13 protein-coding genes and 2 tRNA genes are annotated in these 15616 nt (G+C 64.0%); 8 read left to right on the top strand and 7 right to left on the bottom strand.

Going from position 1 to position 15616, the window contains the following annotated elements; translation table 11 throughout:
* Nucleotides 1-69: 69 nt before the first annotated feature.
* The 4 genes from aspS to NJF35_RS02195 form a co-directional block, all read right to left on the bottom strand.
* Nucleotides 70-1845: an aspartate--tRNA ligase gene (gene aspS / locus NJF35_RS02210; protein ID WP_225787391.1), complete on the bottom strand. Its 1776-nt coding sequence runs from the start codon at nt 1843-1845 to the stop codon at nt 70-72.
* A 94-nt stretch (nt 1846-1939) separates the two neighbouring features.
* Nucleotides 1940-2161, bottom strand: a complete 222-nt coding sequence (locus NJF35_RS02205) for an FmdB family zinc ribbon protein (protein WP_225787390.1) — start codon at nt 2159-2161, stop codon at nt 1940-1942.
* 94 nt (nt 2162-2255) lie between these two features.
* The gene (locus tag NJF35_RS02200) at nt 2256-2528 is read right to left on the bottom strand and encodes a ribbon-helix-helix domain-containing protein (RefSeq protein WP_225787389.1); all 273 of its coding nucleotides are present in this window, start codon (nt 2526-2528) and stop codon (nt 2256-2258) included.
* Nucleotides 2529-2744: 216 nt separating this feature from the next.
* On the bottom strand, nt 2745-3218 hold the full coding sequence (locus NJF35_RS02195) for a Dps family protein (protein ID WP_225787388.1): 474 nt from the start codon (nt 3216-3218) through the stop codon (nt 2745-2747).
* Between the two features lie 268 nt (nt 3219-3486).
* Here NJF35_RS02195 and NJF35_RS24720 point away from each other — a divergent pair, with 268 nt between their 5' ends.
* The gene (locus NJF35_RS24720; RefSeq protein ID WP_317235040.1) at nt 3487-4080 is read left to right on the top strand and encodes a cold shock domain-containing protein; all 594 of its coding nucleotides are present in this window, start codon (nt 3487-3489) and stop codon (nt 4078-4080) included.
* A 53-nt stretch (nt 4081-4133) separates the two neighbouring features.
* On the opposite strand, the gene NJF35_RS02185 is transcribed toward NJF35_RS24720, so the two are convergent.
* Complete coding sequence (locus NJF35_RS02185; RefSeq protein ID WP_225787387.1) at nt 4134-4340, bottom strand: SlyX family protein; 207 nt, start codon at nt 4338-4340, stop codon at nt 4134-4136.
* A gap of 4 nt (nt 4341-4344) precedes the next feature.
* Nucleotides 4345-4764 (bottom strand): HIT family protein, encoded by a 420-nt coding sequence (locus NJF35_RS02180; protein ID WP_225787386.1) that lies wholly within the window; start codon nt 4762-4764, stop codon nt 4345-4347.
* Between the two features lie 722 nt (nt 4765-5486).
* Here NJF35_RS02180 and NJF35_RS02175 point away from each other — a divergent pair.
* From NJF35_RS02175 to NJF35_RS02165, 3 genes are all read left to right on the top strand, one after another.
* A complete protein-coding gene (locus NJF35_RS02175; protein WP_225787385.1) occupies nt 5487-6761 on the top strand; it encodes an OprD family porin in 1275 nt (424 codons plus the stop codon).
* Nucleotides 6762-6921: 160 nt separating this feature from the next.
* Complete coding sequence (locus NJF35_RS02170) at nt 6922-8637, top strand: proline--tRNA ligase (RefSeq protein WP_225787384.1); 1716 nt, start codon at nt 6922-6924, stop codon at nt 8635-8637.
* Nucleotides 8638-8657: 20 nt separating this feature from the next.
* Nucleotides 8658-9611: a hypothetical protein gene (locus NJF35_RS02165; protein WP_225787383.1), complete on the top strand. Its 954-nt coding sequence runs from the start codon at nt 8658-8660 to the stop codon at nt 9609-9611.
* 66 nt (nt 9612-9677) lie between these two features.
* Here the strand turns inward: NJF35_RS02165 and dinB are convergent, their stop codons facing one another.
* Nucleotides 9678-10742 carry a DNA polymerase IV gene (dinB, locus tag NJF35_RS02160; RefSeq protein WP_225787468.1) on the bottom strand — a complete coding sequence of 355 codons (1065 nt, stop codon included), beginning with the start codon at nt 10740-10742 and terminating at the stop codon, nt 9678-9680.
* A gap of 231 nt (nt 10743-10973) precedes the next feature.
* Here dinB and NJF35_RS02155 point away from each other — a divergent pair.
* From NJF35_RS02155 to NJF35_RS02140, 4 genes are all read left to right on the top strand, one after another.
* Nucleotides 10974-11050, top strand: a tRNA-Met gene (locus tag NJF35_RS02155).
* Nucleotides 11051-11173: 123 nt separating this feature from the next.
* Nucleotides 11174-11250, top strand: a tRNA-Met gene (locus NJF35_RS02150).
* Between the two features lie 243 nt (nt 11251-11493).
* Nucleotides 11494-14133: a bifunctional lysylphosphatidylglycerol flippase/synthetase MprF gene (gene mprF, locus NJF35_RS02145; protein ID WP_410900169.1), complete on the top strand. Its 2640-nt coding sequence runs from the start codon at nt 11494-11496 to the stop codon at nt 14131-14133.
* Nucleotides 14133-15425 (top strand): virulence factor family protein, encoded by a 1293-nt coding sequence (locus NJF35_RS02140; RefSeq protein ID WP_253090634.1) that lies wholly within the window; start codon nt 14133-14135, stop codon nt 15423-15425. The genes mprF and NJF35_RS02140 overlap by 1 nt, the downstream gene beginning before the upstream one ends.
* Nucleotides 15426-15616: the final 191 nt, after the last annotated feature.

Genomic DNA, 15616 nt, shown 5'->3' with positions numbered 1-15616 from the left:
CGGAGGGCGGAACACGAGAAATCCTGCGCAAAAGCGCAAGGGCACCCGTCGAGGGTGCCCGGGGTCCGCTTACTCGACCTTGGTCTGCTCGCGCAGGCGGATGTGCAGCTCGCGCAGGGCCTTGGCATCCACCATGCCAGGAGCCTGGGTCATGACGCAGGCAGCGCTCTGGGTTTTCGGGAAGGCGATCACTTCACGGATCGACTGGGCGCCGGTCATCAGCATGACCAGGCGGTCCAGGCCAAAGGCCAGGCCACCATGGGGCGGCGCACCGAATTTCAGGGCGTCGAGCAGGAAGCCGAACTTCTCCTGCTGCTCGTCGGCGTCGATGCCCAACAGACGGAAGACCGCCTGCTGCATTTCCTTGCGGTGGATACGGATAGAACCGCCACCCAGCTCGGTGCCGTTGAGCACCATGTCGTAGGCACGCGACAAGGCGGCGGCCGGGTTGGCCTCCAGCTCCTCGGGGGTGCACTTGGGCGCGGTGAACGGGTGGTGCAGGGCAGTGAAGCTGCCGTCGTCGTTCTCTTCGAACATCGGGAAGTCGACGACCCACAGCGGTGCCCATTCGCAGGTCAGCAGCTCGAAGTCGTGGCCCAGGCGGATACGCAGCGCACCCAGGGCCTCGCTGACGATCTTGGCCTTGTCGGCGCCGAAGAACACGATATCGCCATCGACCGCGCCGACGCGATCGAGGATCACGTTCAGGTTGGCCTCGGGGATGTTCTTGACGATCGGCGACTGCAGGCCCTCGACGCCCTTGGCGCGCTCGTTGACCTTGATGTAGGCCAGGCCCTTGGCACCGTAGATACCGACGAACTTGGTGTATTCGTCGATGCGGCTGCGCGGCATGCTGGCGCCGCCCGGCAGGCGCAGGGCGGTGACGCGGCACTTCGGATCGTTGGCCGGGCCGGCGAAGACCTTGAACTCGACGTCCTTGAGCTGGTCGGCGACGTCGACCAGTTCCAGCGGGATGCGCAGGTCAGGCTTGTCGGAGCCGTAGCGGCGCATGGCCTCCTCGAAGGTCATGTGCGGGAACTCGCCGAACTCCAGGTCCAGCACTTCCTTGAACAGCTTGCGGATCATGCCCTCGGTCAGGCCCATGATCTCGGCTTCGTCGAGGAAGCTGGTCTCGATGTCGATCTGGGTGAATTCCGGCTGGCGGTCGGCACGCAGGTCTTCGTCGCGGAAACACTTGGCGATCTGGTAGTAGCGGTCGAAGCCGGCGACCATCAGCAGCTGCTTGAACAGTTGCGGCGACTGCGGCAGGGCGAAGAAGCTGCCGGCGTGGGTACGGCTCGGCACCAGGTAGTCACGCGCGCCTTCCGGGGTGGCGCGGGTCAGGATCGGCGTCTCGACGTCGAGGAAGCCGTTGTCGTCCAGGTAGCGGCGGATGCTGCTGGTGATACGCGAACGCAGGCGCAGCTTGTCGGCCATTTCCGGGCGACGCAGGTCGATGAAGCGGTAGCGCAGGCGGGTTTCCTCGCCCACGTCGGAATATTCGTTGAGCGGGAAGGGAGGCGTCTCGGCCTCGTTGAGCACCTTCAGCTCGTAGCCCAGCACCTCGATGGCACCGGAGGCCATGTTCGGGTTGACCGCACCGGCCGGACGCAGGCGCACCTTGCCGGTGACCTGCACCACGTATTCGCTGCGCACGCGATCGGCAGCGGCGAAGGTCTCGGCGCGATCCGGGTCGAAGACGACCTGGGCCATGCCTTCGCGGTCACGGATATCGAGGAAGATCACCCCGCCGTGGTCGCGGCGACGATGGACCCAGCCGCAAAGGGTGACTTCCTGGCCGTCCAGGCGCTCGTTCAGTTGGCCGCAATAATGGCTGCGCATCATGATGGTGGTTTCGCTTCTCGTGATTCGTGTATTCGGTGGAGGTCTTGGCCGCCCAAGGGGCTAATACTGCAAGACCTGGTCACAGCAATTCAACTCAGTCGGCCTTGTCGCCGCCTGCCAGATTCTTTTTCGCCCCGGTCTTGAAGTCGGTCTCGTACCAGCCGGTGCCGCTCAGTCGAAAGCCTGGCACCGACAACAGTTTCTTCAGTGCCGGCGCCTGGCATGCCGGGCAATCGGTCAGCGGCGCGGCGCTGATCTTCTGCAACACCTCGAGCCGGTGATCGCAGGATGCACATTGATAGTCATACAGGGGCATGGGTGTCTCTCGTCAACCACAACAACGCTGGCTGCCGGGGCAGCAAAAAGCGGGATTATATATGGTTAACGAGAGCAGTGCAGCCCGCCCGCGATCAGCGCACACTGGGCGGATCGAGCAACCAGGCGACGCAGATGACGCGGACCAGCCCGCTGAAGTTCCTCGCCCCGCCGTGGCGCAGGTGGACCTCGCGATCCACGTACGACAACACGGCACTGACCGTGCAGCGATTGGCCTCGGCGATACGCTCCAGGATCCGCCAGTAGACCGCCTCCAGGCGCAGGCAGGTGGCCAGGCCGTTGAGCCGTACGGAGCGAGAGACCGGCCGCACCTGCATCATGTCGAAATCAGCCCTGAATGGGTCCATACAGTGCTTGTCTGGCCATTTTCCTGGGCGAACGCTCCGCTTGCCGCTCTGTAACAGGTTCTCCACCGCATCACTCCATCGCCATGGGACATGGCCTTAATGAAGCGCCGGCAAGCCCTCGCAAAGCAGCGGCAAAACCTTCCCCGCGCACCATGAAAAAGCCCGGATCCAGCGACTGGATCCGGGCTTGCACAGCGTTCGGGGCCGGGAGGACGGTCACTTGCCGTCGAGCAGCACCCGCAGCATCCATGCCGTTTTTTCATGCACCTGCATACGCTGGGTCAGCAGGTCGGCGGTCGGTTCGTCGCTGACCTTGTCCACCACCGGGAAGATACTGCGTGCCGTGCGCACCACTGCTTCCTGCCCCTGGACCAGCTGGCGGATCATCTCTTCTGCCGGCGGCACACCCTCCTCCTCTTCGATCGAGGAGTGGCGTGCGTAGAACGCATAGGAGCCCGGCGCCGGGAAACCCAACGCCCGGATGCGCTCGGCGATCGAGTCGACGGCCAGGGCCAGTTCGTTGTACTGCTCCTCGAACATCAGGTGCAGGGTACGAAACGAAGGGCCAGTGACGTTCCAATGGAAGTTATGGGTTTTCAGATACAGCACGTAGGTATCCGACAACAGGCGGGAAAGTCCTTCAACGATGGACTTGCGATCTTCTTCACTGATACCGATATCGATTGCCATGACGCTCCCCTTTCCATAAGGCTTGATCATCAAGCGGGCACGAAACACTGTATCAGACTCGTCCGATCCTGCATGTGACCCAAGGCAACACATCGCCCGGTAGTTTGAGAAGCCACTGTCTTTGCGGTTAAATAGCAGGGTGCCACCCGTGCGGACTGTCATTGCCGGGTGCATAGGCTGGCCAGCCGCGTGATCGCGCCCTATACCTCATGCGCACCGCGCGGCCAGCTCTTCCTGTGATCGGCCTTATCAACGTGAGCCAACCCAAATGTTCAAGATCGTCCACCTGGTGACGGGCGTTGCGGCTTTGCTGCTATCGCTCATACCCAGCCTGAAAACCGATGCGACACCCTTCCTGCAGCAACCCGAAGCCGTCTACCTGGCCTTGCTCGGCCTGCTCAACCTGCTCCTGGCGCCCGTGCTGCCGCTCTACTACAAAGGCGCTCGCCAGCAACTGCAATACGCGGCCTGCGCCCTGCTGGTAGTGGCGGTGATCCTGCAGACCGTCACGCTCCTGGCGCGCCCGGAACTGGGCGACATCCCCGCCCTGCTCTGCGCCACGCTGGCCGTGGCCCTGCACCTGGGCGCGGGCTTTGCCCGCAGCACCCGGAAGGCCCGCGCAAGCCAGGGCACCGTGCAAGAGGGCGGCCGGCGCGATACCGGCACCGTCAAGTGGTTCAACACCTCCAAGGGCTTCGGCTTCATCTCCCGTGACAGCGGCGACGATATCTTCGTGCACTTTCGCGCCATCCGCGGCGAAGGGCATCGCGTGCTCGTCGAAGGCCAGCGCGTGGAGTTCTCGGTGATGCACCGGGACAAGGGCCTGCAGGCCGAAGACGTGGTCGCGGTCTCCCGCCGCTGATCCCTCGCGGCCCTGGCGCAGCGGCCTCCCGCCGCACCAGGGCCGACGCCTCCTCAATAATGCGGCGGCGGTGGTTCCTCGCCTTCCTCACCGACCTGTCCGACCATCTCCTCGTAACGCTCGATCAGTTCGGTCATCTGCAATTGCAGGCGCTCGATCACCCGGCCCTGCTCGACCAGCACATCGTTGAGCGCCTGGATGGTGTCGTCCTGGAACGCCTGGCGGCTTTCCAGCTCGATGATTCGCGACTCCAGTGACATAACCTCATACCTCCTTGAAGTCATCGCTCAAGACCGCCCGCAAACGCTGGCGTACCGCCTCGACCTGTTCGTCGGTGTAGGCCACAGCCGGCTGCCGCCCCCAGACCGGAGCCGGCCAGGCAGCATCGTCGCGACGGCGCACGATCACATGCATGTGCAACTGGCTGACCACATTGCCCAGGGTCGCCACGTTCATCTTGTCGGCGGCGAAGCTGTCCTTGAGCGTCTCGGCCAGGTAGGTGGTTTCCTTCCAGAGCTGGCGCTGGTCGGCCTCGTCCAGCTGGAACAGCTCACTGACATCGGCACGCCGTGGCACCAGGATGAACCAGGGATAGTTGGCATCCTTGCTGAGCAGCAGGCGGCACAATGGAAAATCCCCCAATACCAGGGAATCCTGCTGCAGACGTGAATCCATGACGAACACGACGAACCTCCTCGAGACCAACAGCCCAGCGAATGCGGGCAACATGGCTAAAGGATACCCTGCTTCGCCCAGGCAAGCATGCAATCGCCTCACATGCCCAGGCGCGGTAACACAGCGCTACTTTTCGCACCAAAATGAGGCCTTGGCGTGAAACAAGCCACATTTCTCCCCACTTGGACCACTCAGGATGAACAGTCGCCGGTAACACATTGACTTTCATGGCAGCTCTTTCGCATCACACCTTGCTCGATCCTGGCACACCATCAGACAGCCATTCCCCCGTGTTTGCGGCGGTTTTCCGACCAATCGCCAGGCAAATGTGAAAATTTCATGAATCGGCGGCAATTTTGAGCACGCTTGTTGCATTCCTTTCCGACCAAGTCGGCACGCCACCTGCATCGGCAGATGGACGCGACAAATAACAACAGCGATATGGACACCCCAGGGAGTTTCACCAACCGACCGATGTTTACACATTTGTTACGGCTGCGAGAAACAGCGCTGGCGTTGTGCGTCCCAAGAAAAAAGGGACGTGATTTGCGACATGGAAAACACTAATTGCGACAGGGGAAAAAAGTTAGCGAAAGATTGTTTTCCCCATATCGCCAAGAACAGTCAGCGTGATATACATTTTCGCCGACATAACAAGAAAGAGCTGCCCCTATAACTAAAAAACCAGGGTGCAGCGGTACTCTTCCTAAAAACCAAAGGAGCAAATCACGATGCGCGTGATGAAGTGGAGCATGATCGCCCTGGCCGTTGCGGCAGGGACCTCGCAGTTGGCCGTGGCCTCTTCGCAGGATGAATCCAAGGGTTTCATTGAAGACAGCAAGCTGAACGTCAAGACCCGTATGCTGTATTTCAGCCGTGACTTCCGTAACAACCCCAGCGGCACCCAGAGCCGCGTGGAAGAAACCGGCCTTGGCTTCCTCGGCACCTTCGAGTCCGGCTTCACCCAAGGCACCATCGGCGTCGGTGTCGATGCCATCGGCATGCTCGGCCTGAAACTCGACAGCGGCAAGGGCCGCGCCGGTACCGGCCTGTTCCCGGAGGGCTCCGATGGACGCTCCCAGGATGACTACTCCGAAGGCGGTGCTGCGGTCAAGTTCCGTATCTCCGATACCGTCCTGAAAGTCGGCAACCAGTTCACCGAACTTCCGGTCTTTGCAACCGACGACAGCCGCTTGCTGCCAGAGGTTGCCGAAGGCGCATTGATCACCTCAAACGAGATCTCGGGCCTGACGCTGCATGCTGGCCGTTTCACTGGCATGAACGCCCAGGAGCAAACCCATCATGACAGCCTGCACCTGAAGGAGGCCAAGGTATTCGGTGGTACCTACGCCTTCAGCGACAACCTGAGCACCAGCCTGTACTACTCCAAGGTCGAGGACTACTGGCGCAAGTACTACGCCAACATCAACTGGGCATTGCCGATCGCCGACAACCAAGGCCTGACGTTCGACTTCAACATCTATGACACCAAGAGCGACGGCGCTGGCTTGCAGCGTGCCGCCAAGGATGACGAAACCAAACTCGACAACCGCGCGTTCAGCCTGTCCGGCGCCTACAACATCGGCGCTCATACCTTCACCCTGGCCTTCCAGCGCGTGACTGGTGACGGTGACTACGGCTACGGCGTCGACGGTGGCGGTACCGTGTTCCTGGCCAACTCCATCGCCCGCTCCGACTTCAACGCTGAAGACGAGAAGTCCTGGCAGGCCCGCTACGACCTGAACTTCGCCGAATACGGCATTCCAGGCCTGAGCTTCATGACCCGCTATGCCCGTGGTACCGGCGCCAACACCGCCACCACCAACAACGGCAAAGAGTGGGAGCGCGACATCGACATCAAGTACGTCCTGCAGGAAGGCCCGGCCAAAGACCTGAGCTTCCGTATCCGCCAGGCCACCTACCGCTCCAGCGATGGCGTCTACTACGGCTCCCCATCCCTGGACGAGCTGCGCCTGATCGTCGAGTACCCGCTGAGCATCCTGTAAGCCTGGCTTGCAGTGCCCTGCACTTGAAGAAGCCCGGCGATCGCGCCGGGCTTTTTCTTGGCTGACACCCTTCAAGGCCTGCTGCATTCTGTACGGAGATAAACCATCCCCGTACAATGCGGGGTCATTTCAACGTCTTAGGCAATCGACACGGCTCACCATGCGCACCAGTCAATATTTGCTCGCCACCCAGAAAGAAACCCCCGCCGACGCGGTGGTCATCAGCCATCAGCTCATGCTGCGTGCCGGCATGATCCGCAAGCTGGCCTCGGGCCTGTACACCTGGCTGCCGATGGGCCTGCGGGTGATGCGCAAGGTCGAGGCCGTGGTACGCGAAGAGATGAACGCCGCCGGCGCTCTGGAAGTGCTGATGCCGAGCATCCAGCCCGCCGAGCTATGGCAGGAATCCGGCCGCTGGGAACAGTACGGCCCGGAGCTGCTGCGCCTGAAGGACCGCCATGACCGCGACTTCTGCGTAGGCCCGACCCACGAAGAGGTGATCACCGACCTGGCGCGCAACGAGCTGTCCAGCTACAAGCAACTGCCGCTCAACCTGTACCAGATCCAGACCAAGTTCCGTGACGAGATCCGTCCGCGCTTCGGCCTGATGCGCGGCCGCGAGTTCATCATGAAGGACGCCTACTCCTTCCATGCCGACCAGGCTTCCCTGCAGGAAACCTACGACCGCATGCACCAGGCGTACACCAACATCTTCACCCGCCTGGGCCTGGACTTCCGCCCGGTGCAGGCCGACACCGGCTCCATCGGCGGCAGCTACTCCCATGAGTTCCATGTCCTGGCCGAGTCCGGCGAAGACGATGTGATCTTCAGCGACAGCTCCGACTACGCGGCCAACATCGAGAAGGCCGAGGCCATCCCGCGCGAAACCGTGCGCCCGGCCCCCACCGAGGAGCTGCGCCTGGTCGACACGCCGGACGCCAAGACCATCGCCCAACTGGTCGAGAACTACGGCCTGCCGATCGAGAAGACCGTCAAGACCCTGATCGTGCGCGGTGCCGAGGAAGGCAAGCTGGTCGCCCTGATCGTGCGCGGCGATCACGAACTGAACGAGATCAAGGCCGCCAAGCTCGAGCAGGTCGCCGACCCACTGGTGATGGCTACCGACGCCGAGCTGCGTGCCGCCATCGGTGCCGGCGCAGGCTCCCTGGGCCCGCTGAACCTGCCGCTGGAGTGCATCATCGACCGCTCGGTCGCCCTGATGAGCGACTTCGGCATCGGCGCCAACATCGACGACAAGCACTACTTCGGCGTCAACTGGGAACGCGACCTGCCGGTCCCGCAGGTCGCCGACCTGCGCAACGTGGTCGAAGGCGACCCGAGCCCGGACGGCCAGGGCACCCTGGTGATCAAGCGCGGCATCGAAGTCGGCCACATCTTCCAGCTCGGCACCAAGTACAGCGAAGCGCTCAAGTGCCAGGTACTGGGCGAGAGCGGCAAGCCGGTCACCCTGTCCATGGGCTGCTACGGTATCGGCGTATCCCGCGTGGTCGCCGCGGCCATCGAGCAAAGCCATGACGACAAGGGCATCATCTGGAACGACGCCCTGGCGCCCTTCCACATCGCCCTGGTACCGCTGCGCTACGAGACCGAAGCCGTGCGCGAGGCCACCGACAAGCTGTACGCCGAGCTGACCGCTGCCGGTTACGAGGTACTGCTGGACGACCGCGACAAGAAGACCAGCCCCGGCATCAAGTTCGCCGACATGGAACTGATCGGCATCCCGCACCGCATCGTGGTCAGCGACCGCGGCCTGGCCGACGGCAACCTGGAGTACAAGCATCGCACCGAGCAGGATGCCCAGCCCGTACCGCTCGCCGAGGTGCTGACCTTCCTGCAAGCCCGCGTCCGTCGCTGATAGCCAATGCCCGAGTGAACATGTCCAAGCGAAGTACCTTTACCCTGGGGGGCGCCGCACTCTGCGGCGCCCTGCTCGTCAGCGGCTGCGCCAACCAGATGTCCCAGCGCAGCGAACATGAGGAGCGCGTCGAGCGCAAGTTGCTCGAACACACGCTGCAGATCGACGTCGGCGAGCCGAAGGTGATGGCGCTTCCCCAGCGGCGCGTGCGGGTTCACGAGCAGAAGCGCTTCGAGGTCACCGAGTTCGAGGTCACCCGTCGCTACGACCGCTACACGCCCTACCAGCCCTGGCGGGAAATCTACGAGATCCCCCTGGGCGCGGTGGCCGTGGTCGCCGGGGTCGGTGCCAACGTGGTCAACGTGTTCACCCTGGGCAACCTGCCACACAGCGTCACCCACGACTGGCTCGACTACGGCGTGGCCGGGCTCAACCCTTTCATGAACGTACAGTCCAACGGCCGTGCCCAGCAGAACCTGGCCGGCATCAGCGAAGTACAGAAAGGCAAGCGCGAGGAGTACACCAGCCTGCCGTGGAGCGAGCGACTGGTCGAGGTCAAGGCCGGCAAGCTGACCCATGAGCTGACCACTGACCGCAACGGCGTCTTGCGCCTGAATCTGCTCGACAGCCCGTTCTCCGAACAGAACCTCAGCCATATCGGCACCCTGCACCTGCAGGTCGTCGACGAGGACAACGGCGTGCGCGGCGATGCCAGCCTGCTGGTCAGCGGTAACCTGCGCAGCAAGCTGCTGGAAGCCCATGACCTGATCTTCGATGACCTGGAGGACGACGATGTCGGCCAATGGGTCCACCGGGTCAAGCGCCTGTCGGAGCTGGGCCTGGAAGAGGAAGCCAGCGAGCTGGAACAGAGCCTGATCGAGCTGACCCGCAACGATCCGGAGCTGCAGCAGGAATTTCTGCATACGCTGACCAAGGACACCGGGCGACTGGTGGCCGATCCAGGCGTGCATTAAATCTGCTGGGCCTTGTTGGGCTGCTTTGCAGCCCCAGGATCACAAAGCCAGAAGATGAGCGCACTACTACAGAAGCTGAGGCGGAAAAAGCTCCAACTGCTCATGGGTACCCCGCAAGTCGCGCAGCCGCACCCCCACCCCCAGCAACCGCACCGGTTTGCCGCCCCGGGCAAAGGCCTGGCTGAGCAACTGTCGGTAGCTCTCCAGGTCACGCCCTGCCCCTGCCTGCTCCAATGTGGTCTGGCTGAAGTCGTGGAACTTGACCTTGACGAAGGGCTTTTCCGGCTTGTAGCTGCTGTCCATGCGCGCGACCCGCTCGTTCAGGCTGTCCAGCAACCGGGGTAGTTTCTCCAGGCAACTCGACAGGTCCGGCAGATCCGTATCGTAGGTATTTTCCACACTGACCGACTGACGCCGGCTGTCGTTCTGCACGAGCCGCTCGTCGATGCCCCGTGCCAGGCCCCACAGACGCTCGCCGAAACTGCCGAACTCACGCACCAGGGTCAGGCGCGGCCATTCGCGCAGCGTCAGGCAGGTGTCGATGCCAAGGCGCGCCAGCTTGTCTGCCGTGACCTTGCCCACGCCATGCAGCCTGGCGACCGGCAAGGCGGCGACAAAATCCTCCACCTGCGCCGGCGTGATGACGAACAACCCATCGGGTTTGCGCCAGTCGCTGGCGATCTTGGCCAGGAACTTGTTCGGCGCCACGCCGGCCGAGACGGTGATGTGCAACTGCTGCGCGACGCGCCGGCGTATGTCTTGGGCGATCCGCGTGGCACTGCCGGCGAACCACTGGCTGTCGCTGACATCCAGATAGGCCTCGTCCAGCGACAATGGCTCTATCAACTCGGTGTAGTCACGGAAGATCGCCTGGATTTCGCGGGACGCTTCGCGGTAGGCCTCGAAGCGCGGCTTGACGATCAACAGATCGGGGCACAGCTTGAGCGCATGCCGGGACGACATGGCCGATCGCACCCCATAGGCCCTCGCCTCATAGTTGCAAGTGGCAATCACCCCACGCTGCTCCGGCGCCCCGCCGACCGCCATCGGGCGGCCAGCCAAACGCGGGTCGTCACGCATCTCGATGGCGGCATAGAAGCAATCGCAGTCGATATGGATGATCTTGCGCAAGGACATGGATGGCCGTCAGCACTGTAAATTCATACAGATATTACTCCACTGGATGGAGACGGGACAGCCCACGGACAGGGTCAACGGGAAAACCACCGACAAACGCCATACAAGCCCCGCCATTACTGAGCCGCAGCCCATATGGAAGCGCTAAGGGATTGAACGAAAAAGGATTTTTTCCATAAATCGCTTGACACAGAGAAGGATATCCGTAGAATTCATTTCAACAGGCGCGGGATGGAGCAGCCTGGTAGCTCGTCGGGCTCATAACCCGAAGGTCGTCGGTTCAAATCCGGCTCCCGCAACCAGATTCAGAAAAAGGCCACTGTCGATACAGTGGCCTTTTTCATTGCCTGCGGAAAATTCCAACGAAAAATCAACGATTAACGCTTGACAGCCGTTCGAAAAACCGTAGAATGCGCAACCACTGACGCGGGATGGAGCAGCCTGGTAGCTCGTCGGGCTCATAACCCGAAGGTCGTCGGTTCAAATCCGGCTCCCGCAACCATATTCGTCAGAACAAACCCCGCCTGTTTCCAACAGTGCGGGGTTTGTTGCTTTTACACCTCCAGCTATCCCCCCTGCCCGCCCTCTTCCACTACCCGGCCCGCTTGACTGGATGAACTATCTTTAACCGTGCCGAGCGGCTGAAAGCGACTTCACCCGGAGTAACATTCGGATACGTTTTCCGAAGAGACTTTCACTTGGCCGCACCTCTCCCCTACCTCGCGCGGCACGCCCGAGGTTATCCATGACCGCCCACCCTTCCGAGTCCCGGGCACCGCTTGACGAAGAGCCGCCCCGGGCGCAACCACTGCCCTGGCGGGAGCGACTGATGCGCTATCGCCAGCCCCTCGGCCTGGCCCTGACCCTGCTGCTGTTCGCCCTGGCCCTGGTCGCCTGCCGGCACTTGCTGAGCGAACTGGACCTCTACGCATTGCGCGATGCCGTGCTCAGCGTCCCGCCCCCCTCCTTGCTCGGCGCCCTGCTGGCCGCGATAGTCGGGTTCGTGATCCTGCTCGGCTACGAATGGTCGGCCAGCCGCTACGCCGGGGTACGACTGCCCGGTCGCACCCTGGCACTGGGCGGGTTCAGCGCCTTCGCCATCGGCAACGCCATTGGCCTGTCGATGCTCTCCGGCGGTTCGGTGCGCTATCGCCTGTATGCCCGCCATGGTCTCGGGGCTGTCGAAGTCGCCCGCATGACGGCGTTCGCCAGCCTGTCGCTCGGCTGTGCCCTGCCACCGTTGGCGGCACTGGCCAGCCTCGGCGACCTGCCGGCTGCGGCCAATGCCCTGCACATACCGCCTGTACTGCTGGCCAGCCTCTCCCTGGCGGTGCTGGCGCTCAGCGCCGCGCTGGTGATCGGCCTGTACCGTCGGCGCCTGGACGAACAGCCCCTGGCCGACACTCTGCGGGTACGACTCGGCCGGCGCACCCTGCGCCTGCCGGGCGTTCGGCTGGCGGCCCTGCAATTGCTGATCACCGCCCTGGACGTCATCGCCGCCGCCACCGTGCTCTACCTGCTGCTGCCCGAAACGCCGCCCTTCGCGGTCTTCGTCCTGGTCTACCTGCTGGCGCTGGCGGCTGGGGTGCTCAGCCACGTGCCAGGCGGTGTGGGGGTGTTCGAGGCCATTCTCCTGGCTGCCTTCGCCAACCCGCTGGGCGCCGCGCCGCTGGCTGCAGCCCTGCTGCTGTACCGCCTGATCTACGTGGTCCTGCCATTGCTGCTGGCCTGCGTGCTGCTGCTGGCCAACGAGGCCCGGCGCCTGCGAGCCGCGCGCCAGGCGATCAGGGCGGCCTCGGGGCTGGCCGCGCCAGTGCTGGCGATCCTGGTGTTCCTTTCCGGGGTGGTCCTGCTGTTCTCGGGGGCCACCCCGGAAATCGACACCCGTCTGGAGCACATGGGCTTCCTGGTACCCCATCGGCTGATCGACGCCTCGCACTTCGGCGCCAGCCTGATTGGCGTGCTGTGCCTGCTGCTGGCCCAGGGGCTGCGGCGACGCCTGTCCGCCGCCTGGCTGCTGACCACGGTCTTGCTGCTGATGGGCGCGCTGTTGTCGCTGCTCAAGGGTTTCGATTGGGAAGAGGCCGGCATCCTGACGTTCACGGCGGCCCTGCTGGCGATGTTCCGTCGCGCCTTCTACCGCCCCAGCCGCCTGCTGGAGCTGCCATGCTCGCCGATGTACCTGATGGCCAGCACCTGCGTGGTCGGCGCCTCGGTCTGGCTGCTGCTGTTCGCCTACCAGGATGTGCCCTACCGTCACGAACTGTGGTGGCAATTCACCCTGGACGCCGACGCCCCTCGCGGCCTGCGCGCGGCCATGGGCAGTGCCGTGCTATTGGTGATCGTCGCCCTGACCTGGCTACTGCGTACCGCAAGGCCGGTGATCCACCTGCCGGACGCAGCAGAGCTGCAGCGCGCCAAGCGCATCCTGCTGGCCTCGGATCAGCCCGACGGCGGCCTGGCACTCAGCGGCGACAAGGCGCTGCTGTTCCACCCCAGCGACAGCGCCTTCCTCATGTATGCCCGGCGCGGCCGCAGCCTGGTCGCCCTGTACGACCCGATCGGCCCCGCCCAAGAACGCGCCGAGATGATCTGGCAGTTCCGCGACCTGTGCGACCTGCACCATGCCCGCCCGGTGTTCTACCAGGTGCGCGCGCAGAACCTGCCGTTCTACATGGACATCGGCCTGACCGCCCTCAAGCTCGGCGAGGAGGCCCAGGTCGACCTGCGGCGCTTCGACCTGGAGGCCAAGGGCAAGGAGATGAAAGACCTGCGCTACACCTGGAACCGTGGCACTCGCGACGGCCTGGCCCTGGAGATCCACGCGCCCGGCCAGGCCCCGCTGGACGAGTTGCAGCAGATCTCGGACGCCTGGCTGGAGGGTAAGCACGTGCGCGAGAAAGGCTTCTCCCTGGGCCGTTTCAGCCCCGCGTACCTGCAGCATTTCCGCATCGCCCTGGTGCGTTTCCAGGGCCGCCCGGTGGCCTTCGCCAACCTGCTGGAAACCCACGGTAACGCACTGGCCAGCCTGGACCTGATGCGTGCCCACCCGCAAGCGCCCAAGCTGACCATGGAGTTCATGATGATCGGCCTGATCCTGCACTACAAACGCCACGGCCATGCCCGCTTCAGCCTGGGGATGGTCCCGCTTGCCGGGCTGCAGCCCCGGCGTGGCGCGCCCCTGACCCAGCGCCTGGGCTCGATGGTGTTCCAACGCGGCGAGCAGCTCTACAACTTCCAGGGCCTGCGACGCTTCAAGGACAAGTTCCAGCCCGACTGGGAACCCCGCTACATGGCCGTGCCGGCCGGGCTCGACCCGCTGGTGGCATTGGCCGACACCGCTGCCCTGATCGCAGGCGGCCTGACTGGACTGGTGAAACGCTGATGACCCGACGCTACTGGCTGTACGTATTGATTCCCCTGCTCCTGGCCCTGCTGGCAGGCACCATGGTCTTCTGGCTCTGGGCCCGACCGACGCCAGCGGCGCATCTGCAACACCTGGCCCTGGCCGACGGCAGCAGCCTGCTGCGCGCCACCCCAGGCGTACAGGCCAAGGCCCGGGTCGCCATCGGCGTGCCCCAGGGCCAGGCCCTGAGCGACAAGCAACTGCTGGACCTGAGCCAGGCCGGTGCAGCCCAGCTGGTCCAGGTGATCCTGCCGCCGGCCGACTGCACCAGACAACGACAGGCACTCGAGCAGGCCATCGCGCAGCTGTCGGGCAAGCCGACGCTGGTTGCCGGCATCGGGCCGGGCGCCGCCCAGGCCTGGCGCTGGCTGGCCGGCCAGGCCGACGACACGGCACGCGCCATCTCCGTGGATTTCAGCATGGACCAGCCCGGCTGCCAGTCGCTGCCGAAATCCGCCGCCCATGGCCACTGGCAGGTGGCCTGGAACGACAACCCGGACGACGCCAGCGCCGCCTTCGTCCGCAGCCAGGCCAACGCCGAAACCAGCATCAGCGACTACGACATTCACCTGCCCGAGGTGCTCAGGGCCCAACTGGCCCAGGCCCTGGTCGGTCGTGACGGCAACGTCCCGAACCTGCCAGTGGTGGAAGTCCCGGCCGGCCAGGCCAGCGACACCGTCACCCTGTTCCTCTCCGGCGATGGCGGCTGGCGTGACCTGGACCGCGGTGTGGCTGGCGAGATGGCCAAGCTCGGCTACCCGGTGGTCGGCATCGACACCCTGCGCTACTACTGGCAGCACAAGACCCCGGAGCAGAGTGCCGTCGACCTGTCCGCGCTGATGCAGCACTACCGACAGAAATGGGGCACCAAACGCTTCGAGCTCACCGGCTATTCCTTCGGTGCCGACGTGCTGCCAGCGATCTACAACCGCCTCCCGGCGCAAGACCAGCAGCGCATCGACGCGGTGATCCTGCTGGCGTTCGCCCGCAGCGGCAGTTTCGAGATCGAGGTCGAGGGCTGGCTGGGCAAGGAGGGCCAGGAAGCGCCGACCGGGCCGGAGATGGCCAGGTTGCCGGCAGCGAAGGTGGTGTGCGTCTATGGCGTGGAAGAAGCCCACGAGAGCGGCTGCACCGACAAGACCGCCGTCGGTGAGCGCCTGGAGCTGCCCGGTGGCCATCACTTCGACGAGAACTACCCGGCGCTGGCCAAGCGCCTGATCGGCGCGATCGATGCGCGCCAGGACAAGACCAGCATGGCCGCGCAGCCGTGAAGGCATGGGTGTATGCCCGTCAGGTAAGCGGCCCCAAGTGATCGGTTCGGCCCCGGCAGCGCTTGCCCCCGATGGGGTAGCGAAGCACGACGCAGCGTTCGTCGCTTTTGTGCTGGTCAAGCGACCTTGCGCTCGCTAGAATTGCGCACTTTTTGATCAGAGGCGCCACAAGCGTCCACCAGGACCGCCCC

The sequence above is a fragment of the Pseudomonas guariconensis genome, assembly GCF_024127895.1.
Taxonomy (GTDB): Bacteria; Pseudomonadota; Gammaproteobacteria; order Pseudomonadales; family Pseudomonadaceae; genus Aquipseudomonas; species Aquipseudomonas guariconensis_B.
The sequence above is the reverse complement of the archived record's forward strand: the minus strand, read 5'-3'. Positions and strand labels throughout refer to the sequence as shown.